Annotated in this window: 18 protein-coding genes; 9 read left to right on the top strand and 9 right to left on the bottom strand. The window is 67.7% G+C overall.

What is annotated here, in order from left to right; all coding sequences use genetic code 11:
* Nucleotides 1-60 precede the first annotated feature (60 nt).
* Entirely contained in the window at nt 61-1410 is a 1350-nt protein-coding gene (locus tag ABE424_RS07365; protein ID WP_346478885.1) for a dicarboxylate/amino acid:cation symporter, read from the top strand.
* Between the two features lie 199 nt (nt 1411-1609).
* Complete coding sequence (locus ABE424_RS07360; RefSeq protein ID WP_346478886.1) at nt 1610-3901, top strand: NADP-dependent malic enzyme; 2292 nt, start codon at nt 1610-1612, stop codon at nt 3899-3901.
* A gap of 541 nt (nt 3902-4442) precedes the next feature.
* On the opposite strand, the gene ABE424_RS07355 is transcribed toward ABE424_RS07360, so the two are convergent.
* Both ABE424_RS07355 and ABE424_RS07350 read right to left on the bottom strand, forming a co-directional pair.
* Nucleotides 4443-5141, bottom strand: coding sequence for a basic secretory protein-like protein (locus tag ABE424_RS07355; RefSeq protein WP_346491625.1), 699 nt, complete (start codon nt 5139-5141; stop codon nt 4443-4445).
* Complete coding sequence (locus ABE424_RS07350) at nt 5138-8488, bottom strand: GH92 family glycosyl hydrolase (RefSeq protein ID WP_346491626.1); 3351 nt, start codon at nt 8486-8488, stop codon at nt 5138-5140. Before ABE424_RS07350 ends, ABE424_RS07355 begins: the two co-directional genes overlap by 4 nt.
* 388 nt (nt 8489-8876) lie before the next feature.
* Between ABE424_RS07350 and ABE424_RS07345 the strand changes: the two genes are divergently transcribed.
* The 3 genes from ABE424_RS07345 to ABE424_RS07335 are packed head-to-tail and all read left to right on the top strand — an operon-like array spanning nt 8877 to nt 11505.
* Nucleotides 8877-9074, top strand: a complete 198-nt coding sequence (locus ABE424_RS07345) for a zinc-finger domain-containing protein (RefSeq protein ID WP_019183790.1) — start codon at nt 8877-8879, stop codon at nt 9072-9074.
* 15 nt (nt 9075-9089) lie between these two features.
* Nucleotides 9090-10202, top strand: coding sequence for a glycosyltransferase (locus ABE424_RS07340; protein ID WP_346491627.1), 1113 nt, complete (start codon nt 9090-9092; stop codon nt 10200-10202).
* Nucleotides 10183-11505: an O-antigen ligase family protein gene (locus ABE424_RS07335; protein ID WP_346491694.1), complete on the top strand. Its 1323-nt coding sequence runs from the start codon at nt 10183-10185 to the stop codon at nt 11503-11505. The genes ABE424_RS07340 and ABE424_RS07335 overlap by 20 nt, the downstream gene beginning before the upstream one ends.
* 214 nt (nt 11506-11719) lie before the next feature.
* On the opposite strand, the gene ABE424_RS07330 is transcribed toward ABE424_RS07335, so the two are convergent.
* Complete coding sequence (locus ABE424_RS07330; protein WP_346478890.1) at nt 11720-12640, bottom strand: LpxL/LpxP family Kdo(2)-lipid IV(A) lauroyl/palmitoleoyl acyltransferase; 921 nt, start codon at nt 12638-12640, stop codon at nt 11720-11722.
* Between the two features lie 95 nt (nt 12641-12735).
* On the opposite strand from ABE424_RS07330, the gene waaA reads away from it, so the two are divergent.
* Complete coding sequence (waaA, locus tag ABE424_RS07325) at nt 12736-14034, top strand: lipid IV(A) 3-deoxy-D-manno-octulosonic acid transferase (protein WP_346489634.1); 1299 nt, start codon at nt 12736-12738, stop codon at nt 14032-14034.
* A 48-nt stretch (nt 14035-14082) separates the two neighbouring features.
* Here the strand turns inward: waaA and mgtE are convergent, their stop codons facing one another.
* The 5 genes from mgtE to ABE424_RS07300 form a co-directional block, all read right to left on the bottom strand.
* Nucleotides 14083-15465: a magnesium transporter gene (gene mgtE, locus ABE424_RS07320; protein WP_346491628.1), complete on the bottom strand. Its 1383-nt coding sequence runs from the start codon at nt 15463-15465 to the stop codon at nt 14083-14085.
* A gap of 95 nt (nt 15466-15560) precedes the next feature.
* Nucleotides 15561-16229, bottom strand: coding sequence for a hypothetical protein (locus ABE424_RS07315; protein WP_346491629.1), 669 nt, complete (start codon nt 16227-16229; stop codon nt 15561-15563).
* A gap of 462 nt (nt 16230-16691) precedes the next feature.
* On the bottom strand, nt 16692-18050 hold the full coding sequence (locus ABE424_RS07310; protein WP_176988260.1) for a TolC family outer membrane protein: 1359 nt from the start codon (nt 18048-18050) through the stop codon (nt 16692-16694).
* 16 nt (nt 18051-18066) lie between these two features.
* Nucleotides 18067-18714 (bottom strand): protein-L-isoaspartate O-methyltransferase, encoded by a 648-nt coding sequence (locus ABE424_RS07305; protein ID WP_179460114.1) that lies wholly within the window; start codon nt 18712-18714, stop codon nt 18067-18069.
* A 131-nt stretch (nt 18715-18845) separates the two neighbouring features.
* A complete protein-coding gene (locus tag ABE424_RS07300) occupies nt 18846-19511 on the bottom strand; it encodes a TetR/AcrR family transcriptional regulator (RefSeq protein ID WP_346491630.1) in 666 nt (221 codons plus the stop codon).
* Between the two features lie 122 nt (nt 19512-19633).
* Here ABE424_RS07300 and ABE424_RS07295 point away from each other — a divergent pair, with 122 nt between their 5' ends.
* From ABE424_RS07295 to ABE424_RS07285, 3 genes are all read left to right on the top strand, one after another.
* Nucleotides 19634-20770 (top strand): efflux RND transporter periplasmic adaptor subunit, encoded by a 1137-nt coding sequence (locus ABE424_RS07295; protein WP_346491631.1) that lies wholly within the window; start codon nt 19634-19636, stop codon nt 20768-20770.
* Between the two features lie 4 nt (nt 20771-20774).
* A complete protein-coding gene (locus tag ABE424_RS07290; protein ID WP_346491632.1) occupies nt 20775-23945 on the top strand; it encodes an efflux RND transporter permease subunit in 3171 nt (1056 codons plus the stop codon).
* 114 nt (nt 23946-24059) lie between these two features.
* Nucleotides 24060-25100 carry a hypothetical protein gene (locus ABE424_RS07285; protein WP_346491633.1) on the top strand — a complete coding sequence of 347 codons (1041 nt, stop codon included), beginning with the start codon at nt 24060-24062 and terminating at the stop codon, nt 25098-25100.
* Nucleotides 25101-25127: 27 nt separating this feature from the next.
* On the opposite strand, the gene gdhA is transcribed toward ABE424_RS07285, so the two are convergent.
* Nucleotides 25128-26471: an NADP-specific glutamate dehydrogenase gene (gene gdhA / locus ABE424_RS07280; protein WP_346491634.1), complete on the bottom strand. Its 1344-nt coding sequence runs from the start codon at nt 26469-26471 to the stop codon at nt 25128-25130.
* Nucleotides 26472-26501: the final 30 nt, after the last annotated feature.

Here is a 26501-nt window from a genome sequence, read left to right as displayed (position 1 = left end):
GGCCACGCCAGATGCCGCCCAGCGCGGCCGGCATCCATCGTGACACTGCCGGAGCTTCCCATGCACGTTCCCACCACCGCCCCGCTGGCGGCCAAGCCGCTGCCGTTCTACCGCCAACTGTATTTCCAGGTGGTGGTGGCGATCGTCCTCGGTGCCATCCTCGGCCATTACGAGCCGGCCTTCGCCGAATCGCTCAAGCCGCTCGGCGACGCCTTCATCAAGCTGGTGAAGATGATCATCGCCCCGGTGATCTTCCTGACCATCGTCACCGGCATCGCCGGCATGACCCACCTGCGCACCGTGGGCCGGGTGTTCGCCAAGTCGATGGCCTACTTCCTGTTCTTCTCCACGCTGGCCCTGGTGGTCGGCATGGTGGTGGCGCACGTGGTGCAGCCGGGCGCGGGCATGAACATCAACCCGGCCGACCTGGACCAGACCGCGGTCAACGGCTACGTGCAGAAATCGCATGAGCTGACCCTGGTCGGCTTCGCGATGGACATCATCCCGGCCACGCTGGTCAGTGCCTTCGTCGAGGGCAACATCCTGCAGGTGCTGTTCGTGGCGGTGCTGTTCGGCATCTCGCTGGCCCTGACCGGCGAGAAGGGCCGCCCGGTGCTGACCTTCCTGGAGGCGCTGACCGCGCCGGTGTTCCGTCTGGTCCACCTCCTGATGAAGGCCGCCCCGATCGGTGCGTTCGGCGCGATCGCCTTCACCATCGGCAAGTACGGGGTCGGCTCGCTGGTCAACCTGGCCTGGCTGGTCGGCTCGTTCTACCTGACCGCCTTCCTGTTCGTGGCGGTGATCCTGGGCGTGGTCTGCCGCCTGTGCGGGTTCTCGGTGTTCAAGCTGGCCCGCTACCTCAAGGCCGAGCTGCTGCTGGTGCTGGGTACTTCGTCTTCCGAATCGGCGCTGCCCTCGCTGATGGAGAAGATGGAAAAGGCCGGCTGCAGCAAGTCCGTGGTGGGCCTGGTGGTCCCGACCGGCTACTCGTTCAACCTGGACGGCACCAACATCTACATGACCCTGGCGGCGCTGTTCATCGCCCAGGCGACCAATACCGAGCTGACCCTGGGCCACCAGATCGCCCTGCTGCTGGTGGCGATGCTCAGCTCCAAGGGCGCGGCCGGCGTCACCGGGGCCGGCTTCATCACCCTGGCCGCCACCCTGGCCGTGGTGCCGGAAGTGCCGGTGGCCGGCATGGCACTGATCCTGGGCGTGGACCGTTTCATGAGCGAATGCCGCTCGCTGACCAACTTCATCGGCAATGCCGTGGCCACCGTGGTGGTCTCGCGCTGGGAAAACGCGCTGGATCGCGACCGCCTGGCGATGGTGCTCGACGGCCGCGAAGCCGAGCTGCCGCCGCTGGTCGTCGACGACCTGCCGTCGAGCCTGCCGGCCCCGGCGCACTGAGCCCGATGGCCTGATTGTGTGGTGCATGGTCGTGCCGTTCCTGCCGGGGCGGGACGGCCATGTTTTGTTTTGAAGGCCCGGTACGCGGTGCTGGATTATGTGCGGTTGCAGCATGACCGCGACAGCGTAGCGACAGGTCCGTCCACGCCAACGGGGGTATGATCCCCTGTTCCTCTCGCCCATTCATCTGCAGAAAGCGATGTCCAACGAAGATTTCAAACAGGCAGCCCTCGACTATCACCGGCTCTCGCCGCCCGGCAAGATCAAGGTCACCGCGACCAAGCCGATGTTGACCCAGCGCGATCTGTCGTTGGCGTACTCCCCGGGCGTGGCACACGCCTGCGAGGCGATCATGGCCGACCCGCAGCAGGCCAGTGAACTGACCGCCCGCGGCAACCTGGTCGCCGTGATCTCCAACGGCACCGCCGTGCTAGGCCTGGGCAACATCGGCCCGCTGGCCGGCAAGCCGGTGATGGAAGGCAAGGGCGTGCTGTTCCAGAAGTTCGCCGGCATCGATGTGTTCGACATCGAGATCGATGAGAACGACCCGGACAAGCTGGTCGACATCATCGCCTCGCTGGAACCGACGTTCGGTGGCATCAACCTGGAAGACATCAAGGCACCGGAGTGCTTCATCGTGGAGCGCAAGCTGCGCGAGCGGATGAACATCCCGGTGTTCCATGACGACCAGCACGGCACCGCGATCATCGTGGGCGCGGCCGTGCTCAACGCCATGCTGGTCACCGGCAAGAAGATCGAAGACGTGAAGCTGGCCACCACCGGCATGGGCGCCGCGGGTATTTCCTGCGTCAACATGCTGGTCTCGCTGGGCCTGAAGAAAGAGAACATCCTCGCCTTCGACCGCGATGGTGTGATCCACACCGGCCGCACCGACCTGGACCCGGAGAAGGCGCGTTACGCGCGTGATACCGACAAGCGCACGCTGGCCGAGATCGTCGACGGCGCGGACATCTTCCTGGGCCTGTCGGCACCGGGCATCCTGACCGCGGACATGGTCAAGACCATGGCCAAGGATCCGGTGATCTTCGCGCTGGCCAACCCGACGCCGGAGATCATGCCGGAAGTGGCCCGTTCGGTCCGCCCGGATGCGCTGATCGGTACCGGTCGTTCGGACTATCCGAACCAGATCAACAACGTGCTGTGCTTCCCGTACCTGTTCCGTGGTGCGCTGGACGTCGGCGCGACCGCGATCAACGAAGAAATGAAGATCGCCTGCGTGCACGCGATCGCCGCGATGGCGCGCCGCGAAGCCAGCGATCTGGGCTCGGCCTATGGCGATGAGACGCCGAGCTTCGGCCGCGATTACCTGATTCCGCGTCCGTTCGACCGCCGCCTGCTGGTGGAGCTGTCGGCCGCCGTGGCGCAGGCCGCGATGGATTCCGGCGTGGCCACCCGTCCGGTCGCCGACATGGGCGCGTACCGCGAGAAACTGGCCCAGTTCGTCTACCGCACCAGCCTGATGATGAAGCCGGTCTACGACCGCGCGCGGTCGGACAAGCAGCGCGTGGTGTACGCCGAAGGCGAGGAAGAAGTGGTGCTGCGCGCGGTGCAGAACGTGGTCGACGAGGGCCTGGCGCAGCCGATCCTGATCGGCCGCCCGGACGTGATCGAATCGCGTATCGAGCGCCTGGGCCTGCGCATGAAGGCCGGTGTCGACTTCGACATCACCAACATCAACGACGACCCGCGCTTCAACGAGTACTGGCAGTACTACCACAACCTCACCGGCCGTCGCGGCGTGACCGTGGCCGCCGCCAAGAACCTGATGCGCTCGCGCCCGACGCTGATCGCGGCGGTGATGGTGGCGCGCGGCGAAGCCGACGCCATGCTGACCGGCGTGGTCGGCCGCTTCCACAAGAAGCTCGGCTACGTGCGCAGCGTGCTGCCGCTGGAAGCGAAGGTGACCTCCACCTCGGCGATGACCGGCGTGATCAACCAGCAGGGCGTGTTCTTCTTCGTGGATACCCACGTGCAGGAAGATCCGACCGCCGAGCAGATCACCGAAGCCACGCTGCAGGCGGCGTACCGCATGAAGCTGTTCGGCATCGAGCCGAAGGTGGCCCTGCTGTCGCACTCCAACTTCGGCAGCCACGATTCCCGTGACGCGCTGAAGATGCGTGCGGTCCGCGAGATGCTGCTCAAGCGCAACCCGCGCTTGAACGTGGATGGCGAGATGCAGGGTGATACCGCATGGGATGAAGCCCTGCGCCAGAAGCTGCTGCCCAACAGCACGCTGAAGGGCCGCGCCAACCTGTTCGTGCTGCCGAACCTGGAAGCGGCCAACATCGCCTACAACCTGGTGCGCGTGTTCACCGACGGCGTGGCGATCGGTCCGATCCTGATGGGCGTGGCCAAGCCGGTGCACATCCTGACCACCAGCGCGACCTCGCGCCGCGTGCTTAACATGACCGCCATCGCGGCCGTGGATGCGCAGATCCGCAAGCAACTGGAGGCGGAAAAGAACGCGTAAGGCGTTCTTTCCCCCTCTCAGTCGCCAGAACGCGCCCTTCGGGGCGCGTTCTCGTTTCGCGCAGCGAAACGGGTAGCTGCCGACCGTTGGTCGGCAGGCATCAGTGAAATGGACCGGCGCGACGCGCCGGTCCATTTTTGCCTTTGCCGTGCGGCCGTTGTGGCACCTGCATCTGCCACACGCGCGCCGCGCAGCCGTCACCACCCTGCAACCTCCCAAGCGCCCAATACCCCCACGCGGCCCGGCCGTGGCGACGCTCCGGTGGGGGCGTCGCCACCCTGGGCCCGACCATATCCTCCACGGTCAGCCACGGGAACGGTGTCATGCGCGATCCACGCACGAAGCGGTACTTCCAGCAGTTGTTCGCGTTGTACGCCGGCTTGGTCGGCGCGCGCTGACCCACGAAAGCGTACCGACCCACGATCGGTACCTGCCATCGCCCCGTGGGCACCGTGGGCACCGTGGGCACCGTGGGCACCGATGGCACCGGTAGTGCCGGCCGCTGGCCGGCTCCTCCCGGATGCCGGACCACCACCTGCAATCAGCGTGCCCGCACGTACTGTTCCCACAACGCCGGCAACGCCACGCCGCTGAGTGTTTCCCACAGCGCCGGCGTATAGCGCCCCTCGCGCAGCGCGCCATCAAGCGCCATTACCAGCCCGGGATGCTGCGCCTCGCTCCAGGCCAGGAACGCACCGGTCACCCGATAGCCGGTATCGAAGTTCTGGTCCGGCTTGACCTGCGTCGGCAGCGCCCAGCCCGCCCCGGCGTTGTCCTTGCCGTAGCGGTCGCGGGCGTAATCGGCGATGCCTTCGACCAGCCAACCCGGCACGCGCGCATTGGCGTATTCCGGGTAGCCCTGCACGATGTGCATCGCCTCGTGGGTGACCAGATCGATGTCGCCCGGGTGCGTGTGCAACCAGGCCGGGTTGATCGTGATCGTCGCCGCCTGCGCCTTCTCACCGACAAAAGCGATGCCGTCGTACGCCGGATCGATGACGATGCCGACCTGCGTCGGCGCGGCCGGATGGAAGTCGGCACGTTCGCGCAGATACGCGCCGAAGAAGGTCTCGATGATGCGCTCCCGCACCGGCGCAGCCAGCGCATCGCTGGCGTCGCGGTAGTGCAGGGTCACGCCGTCGCGGGTCTGCGTGGTCTCGAATGCCTGCGCATCGGCGACCCCGGCGGTGACGAGCAGGGCGGCCAGCAGGCCACGGGTGATCGGCAGGGCGGTCCTCATCGTGCCGGCACCGGCGCGAGCAGCTCGACTTCCGCCAGTTGCAGGCGCCCCGGTGCGCCGATGCGCAGCCGGTACTCGGCGTAGCGTCCCGGCTGGGCGATGCGGAACGGACGGGTCTGCATCGCCCACGCGAACGCCTCGCCGCGGCGCTGGTCGACCTGCACCCAGCGGCCACCGGCGGTGCGCGCCTCCAGGGTCCATTCACCGCCACGGACCGGGCCATTGCCGCTGGTCAGCGTGTACATCGACGGCGTACCCGCGGCGACGTTGCTGAAGGTGATCGTGCTTGCTCCGCCCAGCGGCAGCGCCGTGGCGGCATCGTCATCGATCAGGGCCTCCGCCGCGCGGCCATCGCCGAGCTGGGCGGTGGCACCACTGCCCAGCAGATCATGCAGCAGGGCCGGCTGCTGGCCGCGCGCGGTGAGCGAGCGCGGCGCATCGTCGGGACCGGTGCCCCAACGCGAGGGTTCCGGGCCCATGACGAAGTCCAGCGTGGCGCCCTTGGCGAGCAGGTCGTGCGGCAGCCAGGTCCTGGTCCACGGTTTACCGTTGACCTTCAGCGACTGCACGTAGATGTTGCGGTCCGAGTTCTCCGGTGCGTTCACGGTCAACACCGCGCCGCCCTGCAGCTCGACGCGGGCGTGGCGGAACAGCGGCGAACCGATCACGTACTCCGGCGCGCCCATGCGCAGCGGGTAGATACCCAGCGAGGCGAACAGATACCACGCCGAAGTCTCGCCGTTGTCCTCATCGCCCGGGTAGCCCTGGCCGATCTCGCTGCCCAGGTACAGGCGCGACAGGATCTCGCGCACATGCTGCTGGGTCTTCCACGGCTGCCCGGCATACAGGTACATCCACGGGATGTGGTGCGCCGGCTGGTTGCTGTGCGCGTACATGCCCATGCGCACATCGCGCGCTTCGGTCATTTCATGGATGGTGCCGCCGTAGGAACCGGAGAACGCAGCGTCTGCGGTTTCCGGCGTAGCGAAGAACGTGTCCAGCTTGGCCGCCAGCTGATCGCGGCCGCCGTACAGCGCCGCCAGGCCTTCGCCGTCGTGCGCGGCGGTGAAGGCAAACGTCCAGCCGTTGGATTCGGTGTAGTCATGGCCCCACACGCGCGGGTCGTAGTCCTTGGCCGCCAGCCGCCAGCTGCCATCCGGCTTGCGGCCCTGGAAGAAACCGGCGTCGGGGTCGAACAGCGTGGCGTAGGTGCCGGCGCGGTGACGGAAATAATCCGCCTCGGTCGCATAGCGCTCGCGCGCGGCCGGCGCATCGGCCTGCCTGGCCAGCGCCTCGGCCATGTTGGCCACGCCGAAATCGTTGAGCGCACCTTCCATCGTCCACGACATGCCTTCATGCACATCGGCGGTGGCGTAGCCGCGGAACGTGGAGCGGTCCATGCCCTTGCGCCCGACATGGCGGTCGGGCGGGACCACGGTCGCGTTCTTCAGTGCGGCCGCATAGGCCTCCTGCGCGTCGAAGCCGCCGATGCCCTTAAGCCACGCATCGGCGAAGGCCACGTCCGAACTGGTGCCCACCATCAGGTCGGCATAGCCGGGCGAGGACCAGCGGGCAACCCAGCCGCCGGCGCGGTACTGCTCCAGGAAACCCTGCACCAGTGCGCCGGCATCGTCCTTGGTGAACAGTGCGTAGGCCGGCCAGGTGGTACGGAAGGTGTCCCAGAAGCCGTTGTTGACGTAGACCTTGCCATCGCGCACCGGCGCGAAGCTGCGCGTGGCGCTGCCGTCGGTGTTTTCATCCGAGGCACTGGCCTGGCTGGCGTAGCGCCAGTCAGGCGCCGCCGCGGTGCCGGCGTTCTCGTGCCCGGAGTTCGGGTAGAGGTAGAGGCGGTACAGGTTGGAGTACAGGGTGGTTTTCTGGTCGTCGGTGGCATCGCCCACGTCGAAGCGGGCCAGGCGCTGGTCCCAGGCATCCTGCGCGCGCGCCGCCACGCGATCCACATCGTCGGTGGCGGCCAGTTCCAGCGCGAGGTTGTGGCGGGCCTGCTCGACCGAGATCAGCGAGGTGGCGATGCGCATCGCGACGCGGCGGTCGGTGCCGGCGTCGAACTTGATGTAGCCGGTCGGGCGGCCGGTCTTCACCGTCCCGCTGCTGCGCCACGGGCGGTCGAAGCTGGCCACCACGTACATGCGGGTGGCGCCGGTGGACAGGCCGCTGCGCGTGTCGGTGTAGCCGGAGAGCGTCTGCGTCGCCGCATCGAGGGTCAGCCCGCCGCGTGCGTCGACGTTGTCGAACAGCAGGTTGGCATCACCGCCTTCGGGGAACTCGAAGCGGAAGATCGCGGCGTGGTCGGTCGGTGCGATCGCGGCGGCGATGCCGTTGTCGAAGCGCACGTCATAGCGGTACGGGCGGGCCTGCTCGTTGTCGCGGGAAAACGTGAGGGCGCGCTTGCTGCGGTCGGCCTCGGGCACGCCGCGGCTAGCCGACGGCATCACCTGGAAGGTCTGGCGGTCGCCCATCCACGGACTGGGCTGGTGGCTCAGCGCCAGCGCCTGCAGGCGAGGGCGGTTGGCGGCATCATTCTGTTCGTTCCAGCGGTACAGCCAGGTCAGTGAGCCGGCATCGGTCACCGGCGTCCAGAAATTGAAGCCGTGCGGCACGGCCGTGGCCGGGAAATTGTTGCCGCGCGAGAAGGTACCGTTGGCCTGCGTGCCGCGGGTGGTCAGCACCCAGTCCGAGGGCCGCTGTGGCGTGCTGCGCGGCTGCGCTTCCAGGCGGACATCGTCGATCCAGCCGGCCACCGGTGCGCCGTCGGCGCTGGCGACCTCCAGCTCCAGCGCGACCACGCGGCGACCGCGCAGGGCCGGGACATCGCCCAGACGGACGGCTTTGCGTGCCCACTGCTGCGGGTACAGCGTCTTCGAGTCGCCCTGTGCGCGCGCACCCAGCGCGACGCCGTGGTGATCGCGCGCGGCACTGGCCGAGACGCGGGTGCCGTCATCGAGCACCAGGTCGAGCGAGACGTAGGTGGAGGCCACGGTGTCCTTGCCGACGATCTCGGGCAGCACCAGCCAGGAGAGGGTGGTATCGGCGTCGATGGTCAGGTCGGTCTGGAACAGCGCGCGACGCGCCGCGCCCCCGGCACTGGCGTAGTGCAGCGCGTGCAGCCCGCTGTAGCCGACGCCGGGCTTGGCGGCGTAGGGGGAGGTGGGGCCATTGCCGATCCGCACCTGCAGCGCGCCGTCGCTGGCGGCCGGAGCCGGTTGGCCCGGCTCGAAGGAGGTCTGCAGGCCCTGCGCGGCGGCCGGCAGGGCGATCGATGCGCAGGCCAGCGCCAGGGCGAGGGGAAGGGCGCGGCGGGCGGGGCGCAGGTCGGACAGGGTCATGCAAGGGTCTCCCGGGAAGGGCAGGCGGCAGGCAGGACCCGCATCGATGGCCACGGCGGACGGCGTCGCCCCAGCCATCGGCAGACGGCAGGAAAGAGGCGATGCATGTCCGGTGGGGGTCGGGCAGGCGATCGGGTCGATGATCGGTACCCGGCTGATCCTGCATCACGACAACTGGCCCTGACAAGTGCAATTAGTTCGATCTAAATCCGGCAAATTCGTTTCATATCGAATTGTTGACAATGGATTTGGATCGATTTAAAAACAACGGTGGTCCGTGCGGGCGCTGCGCCCGGTCCTGCACCGCGGCATGCCGGGTCCGGCGGCCTTCCCCGGCCGCCAGATGCTAGAATCGGCGGTCTCGCAACCCCCTTTGTGTGTCCACGCCATGAGCCATACCGCCACCGCGCCCGCCAATGCCGAGAAGCGTTACACCGTGCACCGCAGCGACCTGCCGCTGAGCTGCCCGACGCCGGAAATGGCGCTGTGGAACTCGCACCCGCGCGTGTACCTGCCGATCGAAGACGAGCCCAACTGCGAGGCCGCGTGCCCGTACTGCGGCGCCGTGTTCGTGCTCGCCGACTGATCTGCGGACCACACTGTGCGCCGACTGACCGTGGTGCAGCTGCTGCCGGCGCTGCACTCCGGCGGGGTCGAACGCTCCACCCTTGAGATCGCCTCCGCCCTGGTTGCCGCCGGCCACCGGGCCATTGTCGTGTCCGCCGGTGGGCGCCTGGTCGAGCCGCTGCTCGCCAGTGGCGCCGAGCACCTGACCTTGGACATCGGCCGCAAATCGCTGCTGACGCTGCGTCACGTGCTGACCCTGCGCAATCTGTTCAACGAGGTGGGCGCGGACATCGTGCATGCGCGCTCGCGGCTGCCGGCCTGGCTGGGGCTGTATGCCGTGCGCAACCTGCCGGCCGCCACCCGCCCGCACTGGGTCACTACCGTGCACGGGCTCAACTCGCCCGGCCGCTACAGCGCGGTGATGACCAGTGGCGAGCGCGTGATCTGCGTGTCCAACAGCGTGCGTGAGTTCGTGCAGACGCATTACCCCGGCGTTCCGGCCGAGCGCCTGCAGGTGATACCGCGCGGTGTCGATGTCGCGCAGTTCCCGCGCGTGGGTCGGCAGGATCGGCGTGCGCGCCTGGCCGTGGCCGAGCAGCACCCCGCACTGGCGGGCGACGCACCGTTGCTGTTGTTGCCTGGCCGTGGCACCCGCCTGAAAGGGCATCGCCACGCGCTGACGCTGCTCGCCGGGCTGCACGCCGCCGGTGTGCCGGCCAGGCTGTGGATGCCGGGCACGCGCGAGCCGGGCCGCGAATCCTATGTGGCCGAGCTGGAAGCGCAGGCGCGCACCCTTGGCGTGTTCGATGCGGTGCTGATGACCGCGCCGACCTCGCGCATCGCGCAGGCCTATGCGGCCAGTGATCTGGTGCTGCAGCTCTCGGACAAGGCCGAAGCCTTTGGCCGCACCGTGGTCGAAGCGCTGTCGGTGGGCCGCCCCGTGCTGGGCTGGAACCATGGCGGCGTCGGCGAGTTGTTGACTCAGCTGCAACCCTCCGGCGCGGTACCCTTGGGCGACGCCGATGCACTGCTGGCGCGCGCGCAGCAGTTGCTGCTGCAGCCGCCCTCACTGCCGACGCGGATCCCGTTTACCTTGCAGGCAATGCAGCGTGACACGCTCCAGCTCTATACCTCCCTCATCGGCTGAGCCCACCCTCGCACCGGGTTCGCCGGGCTCCCGCGCGGGCCGCTGGGCCCCGTGGTGGGTGATTGCGTTTGTCGCGTTGTGGCCGCTGCCCGGCATCGCCGAGGGCGTGCTCGTGCTAGGCGCGCTGTACGCGGCGGTACGCATGGTGCAGCTCCGCCTGCAGGGTAAACAGCGTCTGCTCAGCAGCCCCGCGTGGGCCCTGACCAGCATCCTGTTCCTGGGCTACTGGCTGCCGCAGGCATTTTCCACCTTCGATGCGATCGATCCCGGCACCGCATGGCGCAAAGCGGCCGCCGGCCTGCGCTATCTGCCCTTCATGTGGCTGGTCGCGATTGCCGTGGCGACCCCGCAGCGGCGTGCGCTGACACTGGGCGGTCTGGCGCTGATCACCGGGCTGTGGACAGTGGATGCACTGGCCCAGGCAATCGTCGGCACCAGCCCCTTGTTCTGGTCGATGGACCAGCTCAAGTGGGCGTTCAGCGGGCACGGCCTGTGCGCGCCCGAAGAGATGGCGTTGGTCGATCGCCTCAGCGGCGTCCTCGGCCCGTGCAATCTCAAGTTCGGCCAGGTGCTGGCCAGTCTGTCGCCGTTCCTGCTGTTCGCCGCCTCACGCCGCGCCGGCATCCTCGGCTGGTCGCTGGTGGCGGCCGCGGTCGGTGTGGTGCTGGTGTTGGCCGGCTCACGCGCGGCGTGGCTGACCTATGCGCTGGTGCTGGTGTTCTCCGGTTGGCGCCTGATCGGCGTGCGCGGGCTGTTGGCCTGCCTCGCCGTCGGTGCGGTGGCGGCGGTCGTGCTGACCGTGAGCGTGCCGCAGGTCGGGGACCGCGTGGCGCGGACTGCCATGGCCTGGGAAGGCGAGAGCGATGGCGTCAACCAGGCGCTGTCCGGGCGCGCGCAGATCTGGTCGGCGGCCACCTGCATGATCGAGGCGCACCCGATCAACGGTGTCGGCGCGCGTGGGTTCCGCGATGCCTACCCGGGCTGCAACCCGGACCCGGCCGCGCAGGAAGTCTGGGGCGCCGGGCCGGCATTGCATGCGCACCAGATTCTGCTCGAGATCCTCTCCGAAACCGGCATCCTCGGCCTGCTGCTGTGGTTGGCAGCCGTGGCCCAGGCATGGCGTGCGTGGCGCTTCGCACCGCCCGAGGCCCGCGAACGTGCGCGCCCGGCGATGCTGGCGCTGGCGGTGACCGTATTCCCGCTCAACACCCATCTGGCGTTCTACTCCACCTTCTGGGGCGGCCTCACGCTGCTGCTGGCCGCGCTGTACGCGGGCAGTCTGTTGGCACGCGACGACGGGTAGAGCCACGCCATGCGTGGCTGCTTGTGGCCCGGGTATGGGGACATACCGACGCACATGCGCGCCATCCACCGATGGGCTCCGCGCCCCGGTCAACGCACTCTCGTGCGGAAGCGTAGAGCCACCCCATGGGTGGCTGTTCGCGGTCTGGCAACCCTGCAGCCACCCATGGGGTGGCTCTACCGAGGGGGGGCGTGCAGCCACCCATGGGGTGGCTTTACCGGTAGTAATCGCTCCGCCCACCGGGCTGGCGCTTGAACCGGCGGTGGATCCACAGGTACTGGTCCGGCGCCTCGCGCACCATCGCTTCGATGGCCTGGTTGACGCGCGCGGTATCGGCCTCGACATCCTCGCTGGGGAAATTCTCCAGCGGTGCGCCGATCTTCAGGAAATACTTCCCGCCTTCGCGACGGTGGAAATACGGGATCACCGCACAGCCGGTCATCCGGGCGAGCTGGTGCGTGGCCGTGATGGTCGAAGCGGTGTGGCCGAAGAACGGCACGAACACGGTGTCCTTGCCGCGCATGTCCTGGTCCGGCGCATACCAGAGGAAGCCGCCCTTCTTGAGGTGCCGCACCGTCGCGCGGATGTCCTCGTTGGCGTACATCGCCTTGGCATAGCGCAGGCGGCCGAACTTCACCGCCCACTCGTACACCGGGTTGCGGTGCTTGCGGTACATGCCGGACAACTCGACGTGGTCGCACAGCAGGCGGCCACACATCTCCAGCGTCATGAAGTGGCCGGACACCAGCAGGACGCCGCGGCCCTCGGCCTGCATGCGGTGCAGGTGCTCCAGCCCTTCGATCTGCACCTGCGGGCGGATGCTGTCGATGCTGCCCCACCAGGCCCGCGCGAACTCGAAGATGCCCACGCCCAGGGCGTCGAAGGAGTCGCGCAGCAGGCGCTGGCGCCAGGCGTCGTCCTTCTCCGGGAAGCACAGCTTCAGGTTGACCTCGGCGGCGCGCCGGCGGCTGCTGGCCAGCCGGTAGGCGACCGTGCCGACACCCCGGCCGAGCGCGCGCTGCAGCATCCACGGCAGGCGGGCGATCGCGAAGGCGAACAGCATGAAGGCGAAGGTCGGCCAGTGGCGCGGGTTGCGCAGGGACGGCCGGGTGGCGGTGGAAGCGTTATCGGACATGCCTCGATTCTAATGGATGCGCCCGGATGCGTCCCGGCGGGGCCCTCACGGCGGCGCGGCGTGTCTTCCCCGCGCCGCTCCCGTATCCTTTGCGCATGCGTAAAAGCCCTGTCGAATGGATCCTGCGCGGCCTGTACTCGGCCGTGCTGTACCTGCTGTTGCCGATCACCGTGTACCACCTGGTCTGGCGGGGCTTCCGGGTGCGCGAGTACTTCCAGCGCTGGGATGAGCGCTATGCCTCCTATCCGCACTCCAGCGGCCAGCCGCGGGTATGGCTGCACGCGGTCTCGGTGGGCGAGGTGAACGCCGCTGCGCCACTGGTGAACGCCCTGCGCGCGCTGCGTCCGGACATCCGCTGGGTGATCACCACCATCACCCCGACCGGCTCCGAGCGCGTCCGCGCGCTGTGGGGCGATGCGGTCGACCACGTGTATCTGCCTTACGACGTGCCGGGCAGCGTCGGTCGTTTCCTGGGCCACTTCAAGCCCAGCCTGGCCCTGATCCTGGAAACCGAACTGTGGCCGAACCTGCTGTTCGGCTGCCGCGACCGCCGGATTCCGGTCTACATCCTCAACGCCCGGCTGTCGGCGCGTTCGCTGCGCGGCTATCGCCTGCTGCGGCCGTTGATCGGTCGCGCGCTGCGCACCGTGACCTGCGTGGCCGCGCAGTCGGCCGACGATGCCGATCGCTTCATCCAGCTCGGCGCCCGTCCGGATCAGGTGCAGCCGCTGGGCAATCTGAAATTCGATATCGCCACGCCGAACGTGCAGGAGTTCATCGCGCGCTTCCACGACCTGGTGCCCGCCGAGCGCCCGGTCTGGATTGCCGCCAGCACGCACGAGGGCGAGGAGCAGGCCACCATCGATCTGCATCGCCGCCTGCGCGAGGCGGTGCCGGGGCTGCTGCTGTTGTGGGCGCCACGGCATCCCGAGCGCTTCCCGCGGGTGGAAGCGCTGGCCCGCGAGCAGGGCTGGAAGGTCGCCACACGCCGCCAGCAGCAGTGGCCGCAGGCCGATACCGATGTATTCGTGATCGATACGCTCGGTGAGCTGATGTCGTTCTATGGCTGCGCACAGGTGGCCTTCGTCGGTGGCAGCCTGCAGGCCATCGGCGGGCACAACCTGCTGGAACCGGCGGCGATGGGCACCGCTGCGGTCACCGGGCCGCACCTGCACAACTTCGCCGAGATTTCCCGGCGCATGCGCGAAGCAGGGGCCGTGGTGATCGCGGAGGATGCCAACGGTGTCGGCGACGCGTTGCTGACCCTGCTGCGCGATCCCCAGGCGCGCGAAGACATGGCCCGCGCCGGCTGTGCCCTGGTAAGCAACGGCCGCGGCGCGTTGAAGCGCACCGTGGCCCTGATCGCGCCGCAGCTGCCGCCGCCGGTGGCCTGACCGGCGCAGGCCTGATCGCCCTGCCGGGCGACCCCGCCTGACCACGCCTCAGCCCGCCGCGACCAGCAGGTCGCCCAGGAAGGCGTACGCAAAGCCGAAGTAGATGAACACCCCGATCAGATCCATGACCGAGGTGATCATCGGTGCCGACAGCGTGGCCGGGTCCGCGCCGATGCGGCGTGCGGCGAACGGCAGCAGCGCGCCGATGAGGCCGCCCAGCGCGGTGCACACCAGCATGCTCGAGCCCACCACCAGCAGAACGTCCATGCCCACGCCTTTGCTGAAGTACGCCAGGATCGCTTCGAGCAGGGCGATGGTGATGCCCAGCGTCGCGGCCACCGGCAGTTCGCGCTTGATGACGACGCCCACGTCGCGCCAGCGCAGTTTCAGCTCGCCCAGCGCCATGCTGCGAATCACCAGCGTCGCCGACTGGCTGCCGGTGTTGCCGCCCATGTCCACGATCGGGGCGATGAAGGCGGCGAGCACGATCACCTGCGACAGCAGTTCCTCCTGCGCGGCGACAAAGGTGCTGGTGACGATGCCGAAGCAGGTCAGGATCGCCAGCCAGAACACACGCACGCGGAACATCTGCTTCAGCGGCGTGCTGCGCACATCCAGATCATTGCCATGCGCACTCACCGTGCCGCCGAAGCGGGCCAGCTGCGAAGCATCCTGTTCCTTCTCGATGTCCATCGCATCGTCGACGGTGACGATGCCGATCATGCGATCGCCGCCGTTGGTCACCGGCAGGGCCAACAGATCGTAGCGGCGGATCAGCTCGGCGGCCTGCAGCCGTGGCCAGTGCGCCTGCGCGGACACCGGCTGCTTCTGCATGATCGAGGCGACCGTACTGTTCTCGTTGGCCAGTACCAGGTCGCGCAGCGCCACGGTACCACGCAGGCGCAGCGTGCGGTCGAGCACGAACAGGGTGTTCACCGTTTCGCTGTGCAGCGCGGTGGCGCGGATATGCGTGAGAGCCTGCGCCACGGTCATTTCCGGAGATACCCAGACATAGTCGGAGGTGGTCGCCGAGCCGACCGTGCCTTCGGGATAGGACGCCATCTTGAGGATGTCATCGCGTTCCGCCTTGGTCAGCGCGGGCAGCAGTTTCTGCTTGGCGTCATCCCCCAGCCGGTTGAACAGATCGGCGCGATCATCCGATGGCATGTGCTCGAACAACTGCACCACCGCCTCGCGCGTCATCGCGGCCAGCAGCTGATCCTGGCGGATCTCGGCGAAGTGCGCGAACAGCTCGGCGCGCGGCTGCGGGTCGAGCAGCATCAGCAATGGCAGTGTCTTCTCCACGCTCAGTGCATCGAATGCATCGACCAGATCGGAGGGGTGCGTGGTCGCGGCGATGCTGACGAAGCCAGCCGCGTCGAGCGACAGCGAGAAAGTGCGGATCGAGAACAGGAGGTCTTCGCGGTTCATGGTGGTGCTCCTACAGGCGGCGCAGTGCAGTAGCGATGCGCGGTAAACACGGATGCGGTTGTGTCAGTCGATGAGGTCAGCCGGCAGGCACGGCGTCACGGCGCAGCGGCGAGAGTGATGCCAAGCGTGATCCAGTGGCCATCGCGCTGGTGATGGACGCGTCCAGCGAGCAGGTCCACGCTGGCGCCCCGCCAGAGCGCGTGGCGCACACCGAACTGACTGCTGCGCTGGCGTGTGGCGTCACGCGCGGTTTCGGCCAGCAGCGACCAGTGCGGCGCGGTGACGATTTCCAGGCCGATGCCATCGGTACGGCCGCGTGCGCCGGCGGTGCGGGCCCAGCCCAGGTTGAGGTGCAGCAGTGTGCGATCGCTGGCGCCAAGGGCGATGGTCAGGGGCGCGTTGATGCCCCAGTCATCGCCACGCAGGTGGCGCCAGTCGCTGCCGACACCGGCACTCAGCGCCAGGCCCCAACGGCGCTGGTCGATGTCGCGCAGCACGCGCTTGGCACCCAGCGCCCATTGCGTGGACGAAGCAGCATGTTGATGGCTCAGGCCGAGCGACCACTCGGTATCGGCGAAGGTGCAGGCCGGTACGGCGGTCCACTCGGCCCCGGCATGGGTATGACGGCCCCAGCTTTCCAGCTGGCAACGACCGGCATCGGTGATGGAGGCGTCGTCCACCATCAGGCTGGCGGCGGCGCGGGTGTCGAACGGAAGCATCGCCACGACCACGAGCGGCAGGGCGAACAGACGGGAAGCGTGCATGGGCAATCTCCAGGCAATCGGAAACGCCAGCGGCACCCCTCTCTTGGGGTCGGATGGAACTGCGGTGCGGATGATGCGAGGCGGGCGAGCGTGTCAGCTGCGCCGGAAGGCCCCGTCCTGTGCGGACGGAACCGACCTTGGGGTCAGTGGGTCCGTCGGCTCAGGAGCAGCAACGAGATCGACTATGACTGTCCAAGGAGGGAGCCTCTGGAGGGAAAGGGAAGGTGGTGCGGGGCGGACCATAGTCGTCCCCCGCCGAAGGGTCAAGCCATTTTCCACGACAGGTGCCGGACGGTGGACCGGTTCACGGTGGAGAGTGTGCACGGGCAGGCGTTGCACGCGGCGTCCTGCGTGGCAGTGACCGCGTGTGCGCCGCGTGCAGTGTGTCGCGATCGGCATATTGCACGCAAAAAAAAACCACCCGCAAGCGGGTGGTTTTTCTGTCTCGCCGTGCGCCGTCGATCAGTTGACGGTGGTGCTCGGCGTGGCCGCCTTCTGCGTCAGCAGGCGGTTGATGTCCTGCAGTTCGGCGATGTCCAGCGTGCCGACGGCCTGGCCCAGCTGCAGGCGGTTCTGCAGGAAGGTGTAGCGGGCGTTGGCGTAGTCCAGCTGCGCGGAGAACAGGATGCGCTGGTTCTGGATCACGTCGAGCACGGTACGCGTACCGACTTCCAGGCCGACCTGCGAAGCGTCATAGGCGCTCTGCGCCGAGACCACCGCCAGGCGACGCGCTTCCACTTCGCTGATGCCCGCGACCAGGGTCTGGTAGGCATTGCGGGTGTTGCGGTCCAGGGCACGCTTCTGCTGCTCGTAACCGTCCTGGGCGATGTCGCGCTGGGCCAGGGCCTGGCGCACGCCCGACTGGGTGGCGCCACCGGAGAAGATCGGCACGTTCAAGGTCAGGCCGACGCTGTTGGTGCGACGGTCCGGGCTGAAGCTGTCAGCGCCGACCACATCACCCCAGCTGGCCGACTTGCCGGCGGTGGCACCGAGCGACAGGGTCGGGTAGTGCGCGCCGCGGGCGGCCGAGACGCCGGATTCGGCGGCGTTGACCTTCAGTTCCTGCGCCTTCAGCGCCGGGTTCTGCGCGACGGCTTCGGACACCAGCGTATCGATGGTGGCGTACTTGGCCGGCAGCTCCGGACGGAAATCGGCGGGCAGGGCGCGCAGGTCGGTGACCGGCTGGCCGGTCAGCTCGGTCAGCGCCTGGTAGGCGTCGGCCAGCGTGTTCTGCGCGATGATCGTGTTGGCGCGTGCCTGGTCGTACTGGGCGCGGGCTTCGTGCACGTCGGTGATCGGGGCCAGGCCCACTTCCAGGCGCTTGTCGGCGAAGTCGAACTGCTTCTTCGCCGCCGCTTCGTTGGTCTGCGCGGCCGACAGCGATTCGATGCCCACCAGCACGTTGAAGTACGCCGCCGAGGTGCGCACGATCAGGTCGTCGTTGGCCGAATCCAGGGTGAAGTCGGCCGCCTGGCTCAGCTCGCGCTGCGAACGCAGGTTGGCGAACTGGGTGAAGTTGAAGACCGTCTGGCTGCCGTTGATCGTGTAGTTCCGGCTCTTGGTGGTGAACGAGCTGGAGGTCAGATCATGGTTCGGGTTGGTGCGGGTGCGGTTGAGCGAGGCCTCGCCGTTGAGCTGCGGCAGCAGGGCGGCACGCGCCTGCACGGCGCCTTCCTTGTCGTACAGGCGGGTCGACTCGGCAGCCGAGAGCTGCGGATCGCCATTGCGCGCCATTTCGTAGACCTGCAGCAGGTCGGCGGCAGAGGCGGTCATCGGCAGCAGGGCGGCGGCCAGCGCAAGGGCGAGGGATCGGCGGATCATTGCGGCTTCCTTGGACTCAGAGTTGGAACTGGGGTGCCGGGGCGGCACCGCGCAGGTAATCGATATCGGTTTCGAACAGCGATTCAGTGGTGCCGTCCGCCTTGACCAGCACCGCTTCCATGACCGGCGACAGGCCACGGATCACGAACAGTCGACCGCCGGGACGCAGCCACTGGGTGAAACGTGACGGGATGACATCCACCGCGCCGGTGACGCAGATCGCATCGAAGCGTCGCTCGGTGTCCCAGGTCAGGGCGTCGGCGGTTTCGATGCGGACGTTGTTGCCCAGGCCGGCCGCGTCCAGGCGCGCGCGCGCGGTCGTGGCCAGGTCGGCGTCGATTTCCAGACTCAGCACTTCGCGGGCCAGCTCGCCCATGCAGGCGCTCAGGTAGCCACTGCCGGTGCCGATTTCCAGCACTTCATCACCCGGCTGCAGATCCAGCGCCTGCAGGGTGCGGCCTTCGATGACCGGCTTCATCATCTTCTGGCCGTTGCCCAGCGGCAGCTCGATATCGGCGTAGGCCAAGGCCCGGTGCGATTCAGCGACGAACGCCTCCCGCGGCAAGCGTGCCAGTACATCGAGCACGCGGATTTCCAGCACATCCCAGGGGCGGATCTGCTGTTCGACCATCAGTTCGCGGGCGTGGGAGTAATCGATCGTCATGAGGTTCTATATCCAGCGCAGTGGGCCGGCCATTTTACCGGTGCCGGGAGCCGGCGGCGCGCTGAGAGCATCGCTGCCGTCGCGCCGGGGTCGCAGTGCCGGAAGTCACCGCGACCTCCGGTCCATTCAGTTTAGTGCCGCCGGGCATACGCCCGCAGGAAAAAGTCGACGCTGGCGCTCACGTGGGCGTCGGCATCGCACTCGGCCGGGGCCGGCCGCAACCCGCACATCATATGCGTATGCAGCTCGCCCTTGATCAAGGTCAGGAACTGGATCGCGGCGGTCGGGAAGTCGGTGATCTCCAGCTCGCCGCGGGCGGTACGGGCACGCAGGAACTCGGCCAGCGCATCGGTGGTCCGCTGCGGGCCGGCCAGCCAGAACATCTCGCGGATCCGGTCGTCGGTATCGGGCGACATCATCACCCGCTGCACGGCCACCGCCGCATCGGAGGTGATCAGGCCGAAAAAGGCGTGGCCGATGCCCATCAGCTGGTCGCGCAGGGGGCCTTCGATGTCGGTGACGAACAGCTCGTCAGGCAGCATCTCGGCGCACTTGGACTGCACAGCTTCGGTGAACAAGGTCTCTTTGTCGCCGAAATGGCTGTAAACGGTCAGTTTGGAGACGCCAGCCTGGGCCGCGATGCTGTCCATGCTCACGCCGTTGTAGCCCTGGTCGACGAACAGGGATTTCGCCGCCTCGAGGATGGCCGCACGCTTGCCCAGATCCTTCGGGCGCCCCGGTCCGGCGGCCTTGGCGGCCGGCTTGGAGGGCGATGTGGAGGAGGTCGGATCAGTCATCCAATCAATACTAGACCAATCGGTTCGATATTTATACTATACCGGCTGGTTCAATATTGAAGCGTTTGGAACAGAGCGTTTCCAGCCGCTTTTCCCGGGTTACTTTTCAGGTCCAGGACCTCATGAACAACATGCGATGGATGGGTGGTGGGTTGCTGGCGATCGCGCTGGCAGCATGTGGCAAGCAGGACGCCGAGCCGGTGGCGCCGATCCCGGTGCTGGTGGTCCACCCCGGGACCGTGGCCGGGCAGGAACTGGCCGCGTATCCCGGTGAGATCCGGGCCCGCCAGGAGAGCCCGCTGTCGTTCCGGGTCGGGGGCAACCTGATCAAGCGCCATGTCGATGCCGGCCAGCGCGTGCGCAAGGGGCAGCTGCTGGCCGAGCTGGATGCCGCCGACTACGCCTCCCAGGCCAGTGCCTCGCAGGCCCAGCTCGCTGCCGCCGAAGCCGATCTGATCCGCGCCCGCGATGATCAGAAGCGTTACGCGACACTTGCCGAGCAGCAGCTGGTCAGCCAGTCCGCGCTGGACAGCCAGACCGCCGCGTTCAAGGCCGCGCAGGGCCAGGCCAATGCCGCCCGCGCCAATCTGGCCGTGGCCCGCAACCAGGCCGAGTACGCGCAGCTGCGTGCGCCGGCCGACGGCGTGATCGCCAGCCGCCAGGCCGAAGCCGGGCAGGTGGTCAGTGCCGGGCAGACCGTGTTCACCCTGGCCGCTGATGGCGGCCGCGAAGTCGTGATCGCGCTGCCGGAAAGTACCATCCGCGATTACGAGGTCGGCCAGCCTGTGCAGGTGGAACTGTGGAACCGCCCGGGCCAGCTGCTGGCCGGCACGATCCGTGAGATCGCCCCGGCCGCCGATGCGCAGGCGCGGACCTACGCCACCCGCGTCAGCCTGGCGCCGGAAGCATTGACCGAAGTAGAGCTGGGCCAGAGCGCACGCGTGTTCGCCGCGGCCGGCCGCCAGGGCACGCTGCAGCTGCCGCTGGCGGCGGTGCAGCGCGGCGCCGATGGACGCAGCAGCGTGTGGGTGGTCGATCCGGCCAAGCGCACCTTGAAAGCCACGCCGGTGACGGTCGGGGCGTACGCCGTGGAATCCGTTCCGGTGCTGAGCGGGGTGAACGCGAACGACTGGGTGGTGGCGGCCGGCGGTCATCTGCTGCGCGAGGGCCAGCCGGTGACGGCGGTGGACCGTCAGAACCGCCCGGTGCTGGCACCGGCGGCCAAGCCTGCCGCGCCTGCCGCTGGCAAGGGGAACTGATCCCGTGCGCCGCTTCAATCTCTCCGAATGGGCGCTGGGCAACCGGCCACTGGTGCTGTTTGCGATGCTGGCCTTCGCGATCATCGGCGCGTGGTCGTACAAGCACCTGGGCCAGTCCGAGGATCCACCGTTCACCTTCAAAGTGATGGTGGTGCGCACGAATTGGCCCGGCGCGACCGCCGAACAGGTCTCACGCCAGGTCACCGAACCGATCGAGAAGGCACTGCTGAACACCGGGCAGTACGAGTTCATCCGTTCCTACTCGCGCCCGGGCGAATCGCAGGTGATCTTCGTGGCGCGCGACAGCCTGCGTTCCAAGGCGATTCCCGACCTGTGGTACCAGGTGCGCAAACGCGTGGGCGACATCAAGCCGACCCTGCCGCGCGAAATCGTCGGACCGTTCTTCAACGACGAGTTCGGCGACACCTTCGGCAACATCTACGCGTTGACCGGGCAGGGCTTCGACTACGCGGTGATGCGCGACTACGCCGATCGCATCCAGCTGGAACTGCAGCGCGTGCCCGACGTGGGCAAGATCGAGCTGGAAGGCCTGCAGGACGAGAAGGTCTGGATCGAGCTGTCCAACACCAAGCTGGCCACCCTGGGCGTGTCGCTGCAGCAGGTGCAGCAGGCATTGGCCGACCAGAATGCCATTGCCGCCACCAGCTTCTTTGAAACCCCGACCGACCGGGTGCAGCTGCGCGTCACCGGCCAGTTCCAGAGCGTGGAGGACATCCGCAGCTTCCCGATCCAGGCCGGCGACCGCACCGTGCACCTGGGCGACATCGCCGAGATCAAACGCGGTTTCGCCGATCCGGCGTCGCCGAAGATGCGCTTCATGGGTGAGGACGCGATCGGCATCGCCGTGGCGATGAAGGACGGCGGCGACATCCTCAAACTGGGCAGTACCCTGGATGCCGAGTTCGAACGACTGCAGAAGACACTGCCGGCCGGCATGCAGCTGCGCAAGGTCTCCGACCAGCCGCATGCGGTGGAGGAGTCCGTCGGCGAGTTCGTGCAGGTGCTGACCGAAGCGGTGGTGATCGTGCTGCTGGTGAGCTTCTTCTCGCTCGGCCTGCGCACCGGCCTGGTGGTGGGCGTGACCATTCCGCTGGTGCTGGCGATGACGTTCTTCGTCATGCATTACTTCGGCATCGGCCTGCACAAGATTTCCCTCGGCGCGCTGGTGCTGGCGCTGGGCCTGCTGGTGGACGATGCGATCATCGCGGTGGAGATGATGGCCACCAAGATGGAGCAGGGCTACGACCGCCTGCGCGCGGCCAGCTTCGCGTGGGAGTCGACCGCCTTCCCGATGCTGACCGGTACGCTGATCACCGCGGCCGGCTTCCTGCCGATCGCCACGGCCGCCTCCAGCACCGGCGAATACACCCGCTCGTTGTTCCAGGTGGTGACCATCGCGCTGGTGGTGTCGTGGATCGCCGCGGTGCTGTTCATCCCGTACCTGGGCGACAAGATGTTGCCGGACCTGTTCAACCCGCAGCCGCCCAAGCCGGACAGCCTGGCGGGGCGCTGGCATGCCCGTCGCCTCCGGTGGGCCGACCGCCATCCCGCGTTCGCGCGCTGGATCGCGCCGAAGGTGCATGCGCACGACCACGATCCGTACCAGCGTCCGTTCTACGTGCGCTTCCGCGGGTTCCTCGATGTCTGCCTGCGCCATCGCTGGTGGGTGATCGCTGCCACGGCCGCGCTGTTCGTGTTCTCGCTGCTGATCTTCCGCTTCGTGCCCCAGCAGTTCTTCCCGGATTCGACCCGCCCGGAACTGATGGTGGACATCGAACTGGCCGAGGGTGCCTCGTTGCAGGCGACCCAGGCGCAGGCGACCAAGCTGGAAAAGCTGCTCAAGGACCGCGCGGGCATCAGCAACTATGTGGCCTACGTCGGCACCGGCTCGCCGCGTTTCTACCTGCCGTTGGACCAGCAGCTGCCGGCCACCAACTTCTCGCAGTTCGTGGTGCTGACCGAGAATGCAACAGCACGTGAGGCGACCCGCGACTGGCTGCTCAAGGACGTGATTCCGCAGTTCCCGGACGTGCAGATGCGCGTGACCCGTCTGGAGAACGGCCCTCCGGTCGGCTACCCGGTGCAGATGCGCATCTCCGGCGAGCATATCGCGCAGGTGCAGGCTATTGCCCGGCAGGTGGAAGCCAAGGTGCGCGCAAACCCGCACGTGATGAACGTCAACCTGGACTGGAGCGAGCCGAGCAAAGTGGTACGGCTGGTGATCGACCAGGACCGTGCACGCGCACTGGGCGTGAGCAGTGCGCAGGTGAGCCAGTTGCTGGGCACCTCGTTGTCGGGCATGAGCGTGAGCACCTACCGGGAGGGCAACCGCCTGATCGAGATGCTGCTGCGTGGCCCGGACAACGAACGCGTGCGGCTGGACATGCTGGGCAGTCTGGCCATTCCGACCGCCAGCGGCACCTCGGTAACGCTGTCGCAGGTGGCGCGCCTGGAGTACGTGTTCGAGGACGGCATCATCTGGCACCGCAACCGCCTGCCGACGGTGACCGTGCGCGCCGACATTGCCGACGCGAAGCAGCCGCTGGACGTGGTGCAGCAGATCCTGCCGACACTGGAGGGCATCCGTGCCGAGCTGCCGTCCGGCTACCTGCTTGAAACCGGCGGCACGGTGGAGGATTCCACCCGTGGCCAGGATTCGATCAAGGCCGGCATGCCGCTGTTCCTGATCGTGGTGGCGACCTTGCTGATGCTGCAGCTGCGCAGCTTCTCGCGTGCGGCGATGGTGCTGGTCACCGCGCCGCTGGGCATCATCGGCGCGACCCTGTTCCTGCTGCTGTTCCGCGCGCCGTTCGGCTTCGTAGCGCTGCTGGGGACGATCGCGCTGGCCGGCATGATCATGCGCAACTCGGTGATCCTGATCGATCAGATCCAGCAGGACATCGATGCCGGGCATGACCGCTGGCACGCGATCATCGATGCCACCGTGCGCCGCTTCCGCCCGATCGTGCTGACCGCGCTGGCCGCGGTGCTGGCGATGATCCCGCTGTCGCGCAGTGCGTTCTACGGCTCGATGGCGATCTCGATCATGGGCGGCCTGATCGTCGGCACCGTGCTGACCCTGGTGTTCCTGCCGGCGCTGTATGCCGCGTGGTTCCGGGTGAGGCCGGACGAGGCGAAGACCAGCGAAGGCTGAGGGACGATGAAGCCGGCCGATGGCCGGCTTCATTCTTTCGGCGCGACGTGACTGCCTGCCGTCTTCGCGATAGTTGCAAGCGTAAAATGCACATCGGATTCTCTTCGGTCGCGCATGATGCTGCTACGTTTTTTCTCTCCGCTCGCTGCTGCCGCGGCCGTCGCCATGTTGATGGCCGGTGCGCCGCCGGCGCAGGCGAACACCGCTGCCAGCTTCCAGCGCGATCTCATCGAGCTGCTCGAATGCCGCGCCTCACCGGCGGCAATGCAGGCGGTGACGACGGCGCTGCGTGGCGCACGGTACGGCACGCCGCGGGAGCGTCCGGCCCATCTGCAGGGTTGGGATTTCACGCGCAGCGGTGACGGGGACGACACGACGACGTTCATCGACATGCCGGACGCGTTGACGGTGCACGGCATCACAACGCACCGCGTGGTGGCCGATGACATGGGCTTCTCGATTCCCGTCGATGCCGGTCAGCGTGTGCGCATCGTCAGCGGGAATGGGCTGCGGCTGCGGTCAAGCAGCCTGCGTGAGCCGTTCCAGGTCTGGTCGCCACCCGAGGCATCCGGCGATGCGTCATTGCCTGCCGCACTCGTGGTGCGCAGCGATGGAAAGGGCTATCGGGTGGGATGTGACTATCCCGGTCCGATGCGCGAGGCGCGTGTTCCACCCCGACTGCGCGAGACGGCCTCGGCAAGTGATGTTGGCGCGGCGCTCGAATGTCGGGCGGACGACGCTGCCATGCAGCGCATCGCGAACATGTGGGAGCGTGTTTCCGAACTGTCGCCGCTGGCGTGGCCGGCCAATGTCAGCGCGGTGGCCTCGCGTGACTACGCTGTCGGCGGGCAGACAATGTCTCTCCTCGCCGTCACGCTGGACCATCCTGTGATGCTGCAGGGGCTGCCCGTGCAGTCGCTCGGCATCGCCCAAGGGGGTTATTTCGCGGACATGGGCGATGCGCCGCTGAAGGCGGTGCTCGATGCCACTGGCCTGGGCGCGGCGGATCGTCAGGCGGAAGGGTACTGGATGCGCGAAGGAACGCGGGAGGCATCCTCCGGATACGCGCGCGTGCGGGCATTCAGCGTGATACCCACCGACAGCGGTGCCGTGCTGGCCGGCTGCATGACGAGCGAGGTCCGCTCGGCGGACTGATCGCTGCGCCCGTTCATCGGTCTGCCCTCAGTACACGCCCTGGGCCAGCATCGCATCGGCCACTTTGACGAAACCCGCGATGTTGGCGCCGTCCACATAGTTCACGCTGCCGTCGGCGCGCTTGCCGTGGCGCACGCAGTTGGCGTGGATGTCCTTCATGATCCCGTGCAGGCGCTCGTCGACATCGGCGTGATGCCAGGACAGGCGCTGCGCGTTCTGGCTCATTTCCAGCCCCGATGTGGCCACGCCGCCGGCATTGCTGGCCTTGCCCGGTGCGTACAGGGTGCCGGACGCGAGGAAGACGTCCACCGCCTCCAGCGTGGCGGGCATGTTGGCGCCTTCGGCCACGCACAGCACACCGTTGTCGACCAGGGCGCGGGCATCATCTTCGTCCAGTTCATTCTGGGTGGCGCAGGGCAGGGCGATCTCGGCCGGGATGTGCCAGGGACGCTTGCCGTCCAGGTACTCGAAGCGTTTGTCGTCGGCCAGCTCGGCCAAGCAACCACGGCGCTCGTTGCGCAGTTCCACCACCTCCTGCAGGGCCGCTTCATCGAAGCCATCGCGGGCGTACAGCGTGCCGCCGGAATCGGAGAGCGTGAGCACTGACGCGCCCAGCTCGATGGCCTTGATCGCGGCATGCTGGGCGACGTTGCCGGCGCCGGAAATCAGCACCTTCGCGCCATCGGTATCGCGACGGGCATGGTGCAGCATCTGCTCGACGAAGTAGACGGTGCCGAAGCCGGTCGCCTCCGGACGCATCAGACTGCCACCGTAGGAGAGGCCCTTGCCGGTGAACACGCAGGAGGCATCGTTGGTGATCTTCTTCATCATGCCGGTCATGTAGCCGACCTCGCGCGCGCCGACGCCGATGTCGCCGGCCGGCACGTCGGTATCGGCACCGAGGTGGCGGTGCAGTTCCAGCATCAGGGCCTGGCAGAAGCGCATCACTTCGGCATCGCTGCGGCCCTTCGGATTGAAATCCGCGCCGCCCTTGCCACCGCCCATCGGCAGGGTCGTCAGCGCGTTCTTCAGGGTCTGCTCGAAGGCAAGGAACTTCAGGATCGATTGGTTGACCGACGGATGGAAGCGCATGCCGCCCTTGAACGGGCCGATCGCCGAACTGTGCTGCACGCGCCAGCCGCGATTCACATGGGTCCTGCCAGCGTCATCAGCCCAGGCCACGCGGAACTGGATCACCCGCTCCGGCTCCACCAGCCGCTCCAGCAGGCCGTGGTCCAGGTAGCGGGGATGACGCTCCAGGAACGGCCACAGGCTCTGGATCACTTCTTTCACGGCCTGCAGGAATTCCGGCTGATGCGGATCGCGCTGGGCCACGTGGTTGAGAAATTCGGCAGCGGAACGAGGGTTCAAAGGCTTTCCTTGTTGGGGGCCAGCCGCTGG

The sequence above is a fragment of the Stenotrophomonas sp. TWI1149 genome (assembly GCF_039673155.1).
GTDB classification, from domain to species: domain Bacteria; phylum Pseudomonadota; class Gammaproteobacteria; order Xanthomonadales; family Xanthomonadaceae; genus Stenotrophomonas; species Stenotrophomonas maltophilia_AA.
Note: the sequence above shows the minus strand (reverse complement) of the source record. Positions and strands in the feature narration are given on the sequence as shown.

Coding starts and splice junctions, on each gene's coding strand:
- ABE424_RS07305 (WP_179460114.1), bottom strand. CDS start 18,714: ATGACGATCGATTACTCCCACGCCCGCGAACTGATGGTCGAACAGCAG.
- ABE424_RS07365 (WP_346478885.1), top strand. CDS start 61: ATGCACGTTCCCACCACCGCCCCGCTGGCGGCCAAGCCGCTGCCGTTC.
- ABE424_RS07350 (WP_346491626.1), bottom strand. CDS start 8,488: ATGACCCTGTCCGACCTGCGCCCCGCCCGCCGCGCCCTTCCCCTCGCC.
- ABE424_RS07315 (WP_346491629.1), bottom strand. CDS start 16,229: ATGCACGCTTCCCGTCTGTTCGCCCTGCCGCTCGTGGTCGTGGCGATG.
- ABE424_RS07310 (WP_176988260.1), bottom strand. CDS start 18,050: ATGATCCGCCGATCCCTCGCCCTTGCGCTGGCCGCCGCCCTGCTGCCG.
- ABE424_RS07300 (WP_346491630.1), bottom strand. CDS start 19,511: ATGACTGATCCGACCTCCTCCACATCGCCCTCCAAGCCGGCCGCCAAG.
- ABE424_RS07330 (WP_346478890.1), bottom strand. CDS start 12,640: ATGTCCGATAACGCTTCCACCGCCACCCGGCCGTCCCTGCGCAACCCG.
- waaA (WP_346489634.1), top strand. CDS start 12,736: ATGCGTAAAAGCCCTGTCGAATGGATCCTGCGCGGCCTGTACTCGGCC.
- ABE424_RS07285 (WP_346491633.1), top strand. CDS start 24,060: ATGATGCTGCTACGTTTTTTCTCTCCGCTCGCTGCTGCCGCGGCCGTC.
- ABE424_RS07345 (WP_019183790.1), top strand. CDS start 8,877: ATGAGCCATACCGCCACCGCGCCCGCCAATGCCGAGAAGCGTTACACC.
- ABE424_RS07295 (WP_346491631.1), top strand. CDS start 19,634: ATGAACAACATGCGATGGATGGGTGGTGGGTTGCTGGCGATCGCGCTG.
- ABE424_RS07360 (WP_346478886.1), top strand. CDS start 1,610: ATGTCCAACGAAGATTTCAAACAGGCAGCCCTCGACTATCACCGGCTC.
- mgtE (WP_346491628.1), bottom strand. CDS start 15,465: ATGAACCGCGAAGACCTCCTGTTCTCGATCCGCACTTTCTCGCTGTCG.
- ABE424_RS07355 (WP_346491625.1), bottom strand. CDS start 5,141: ATGAGGACCGCCCTGCCGATCACCCGTGGCCTGCTGGCCGCCCTGCTC.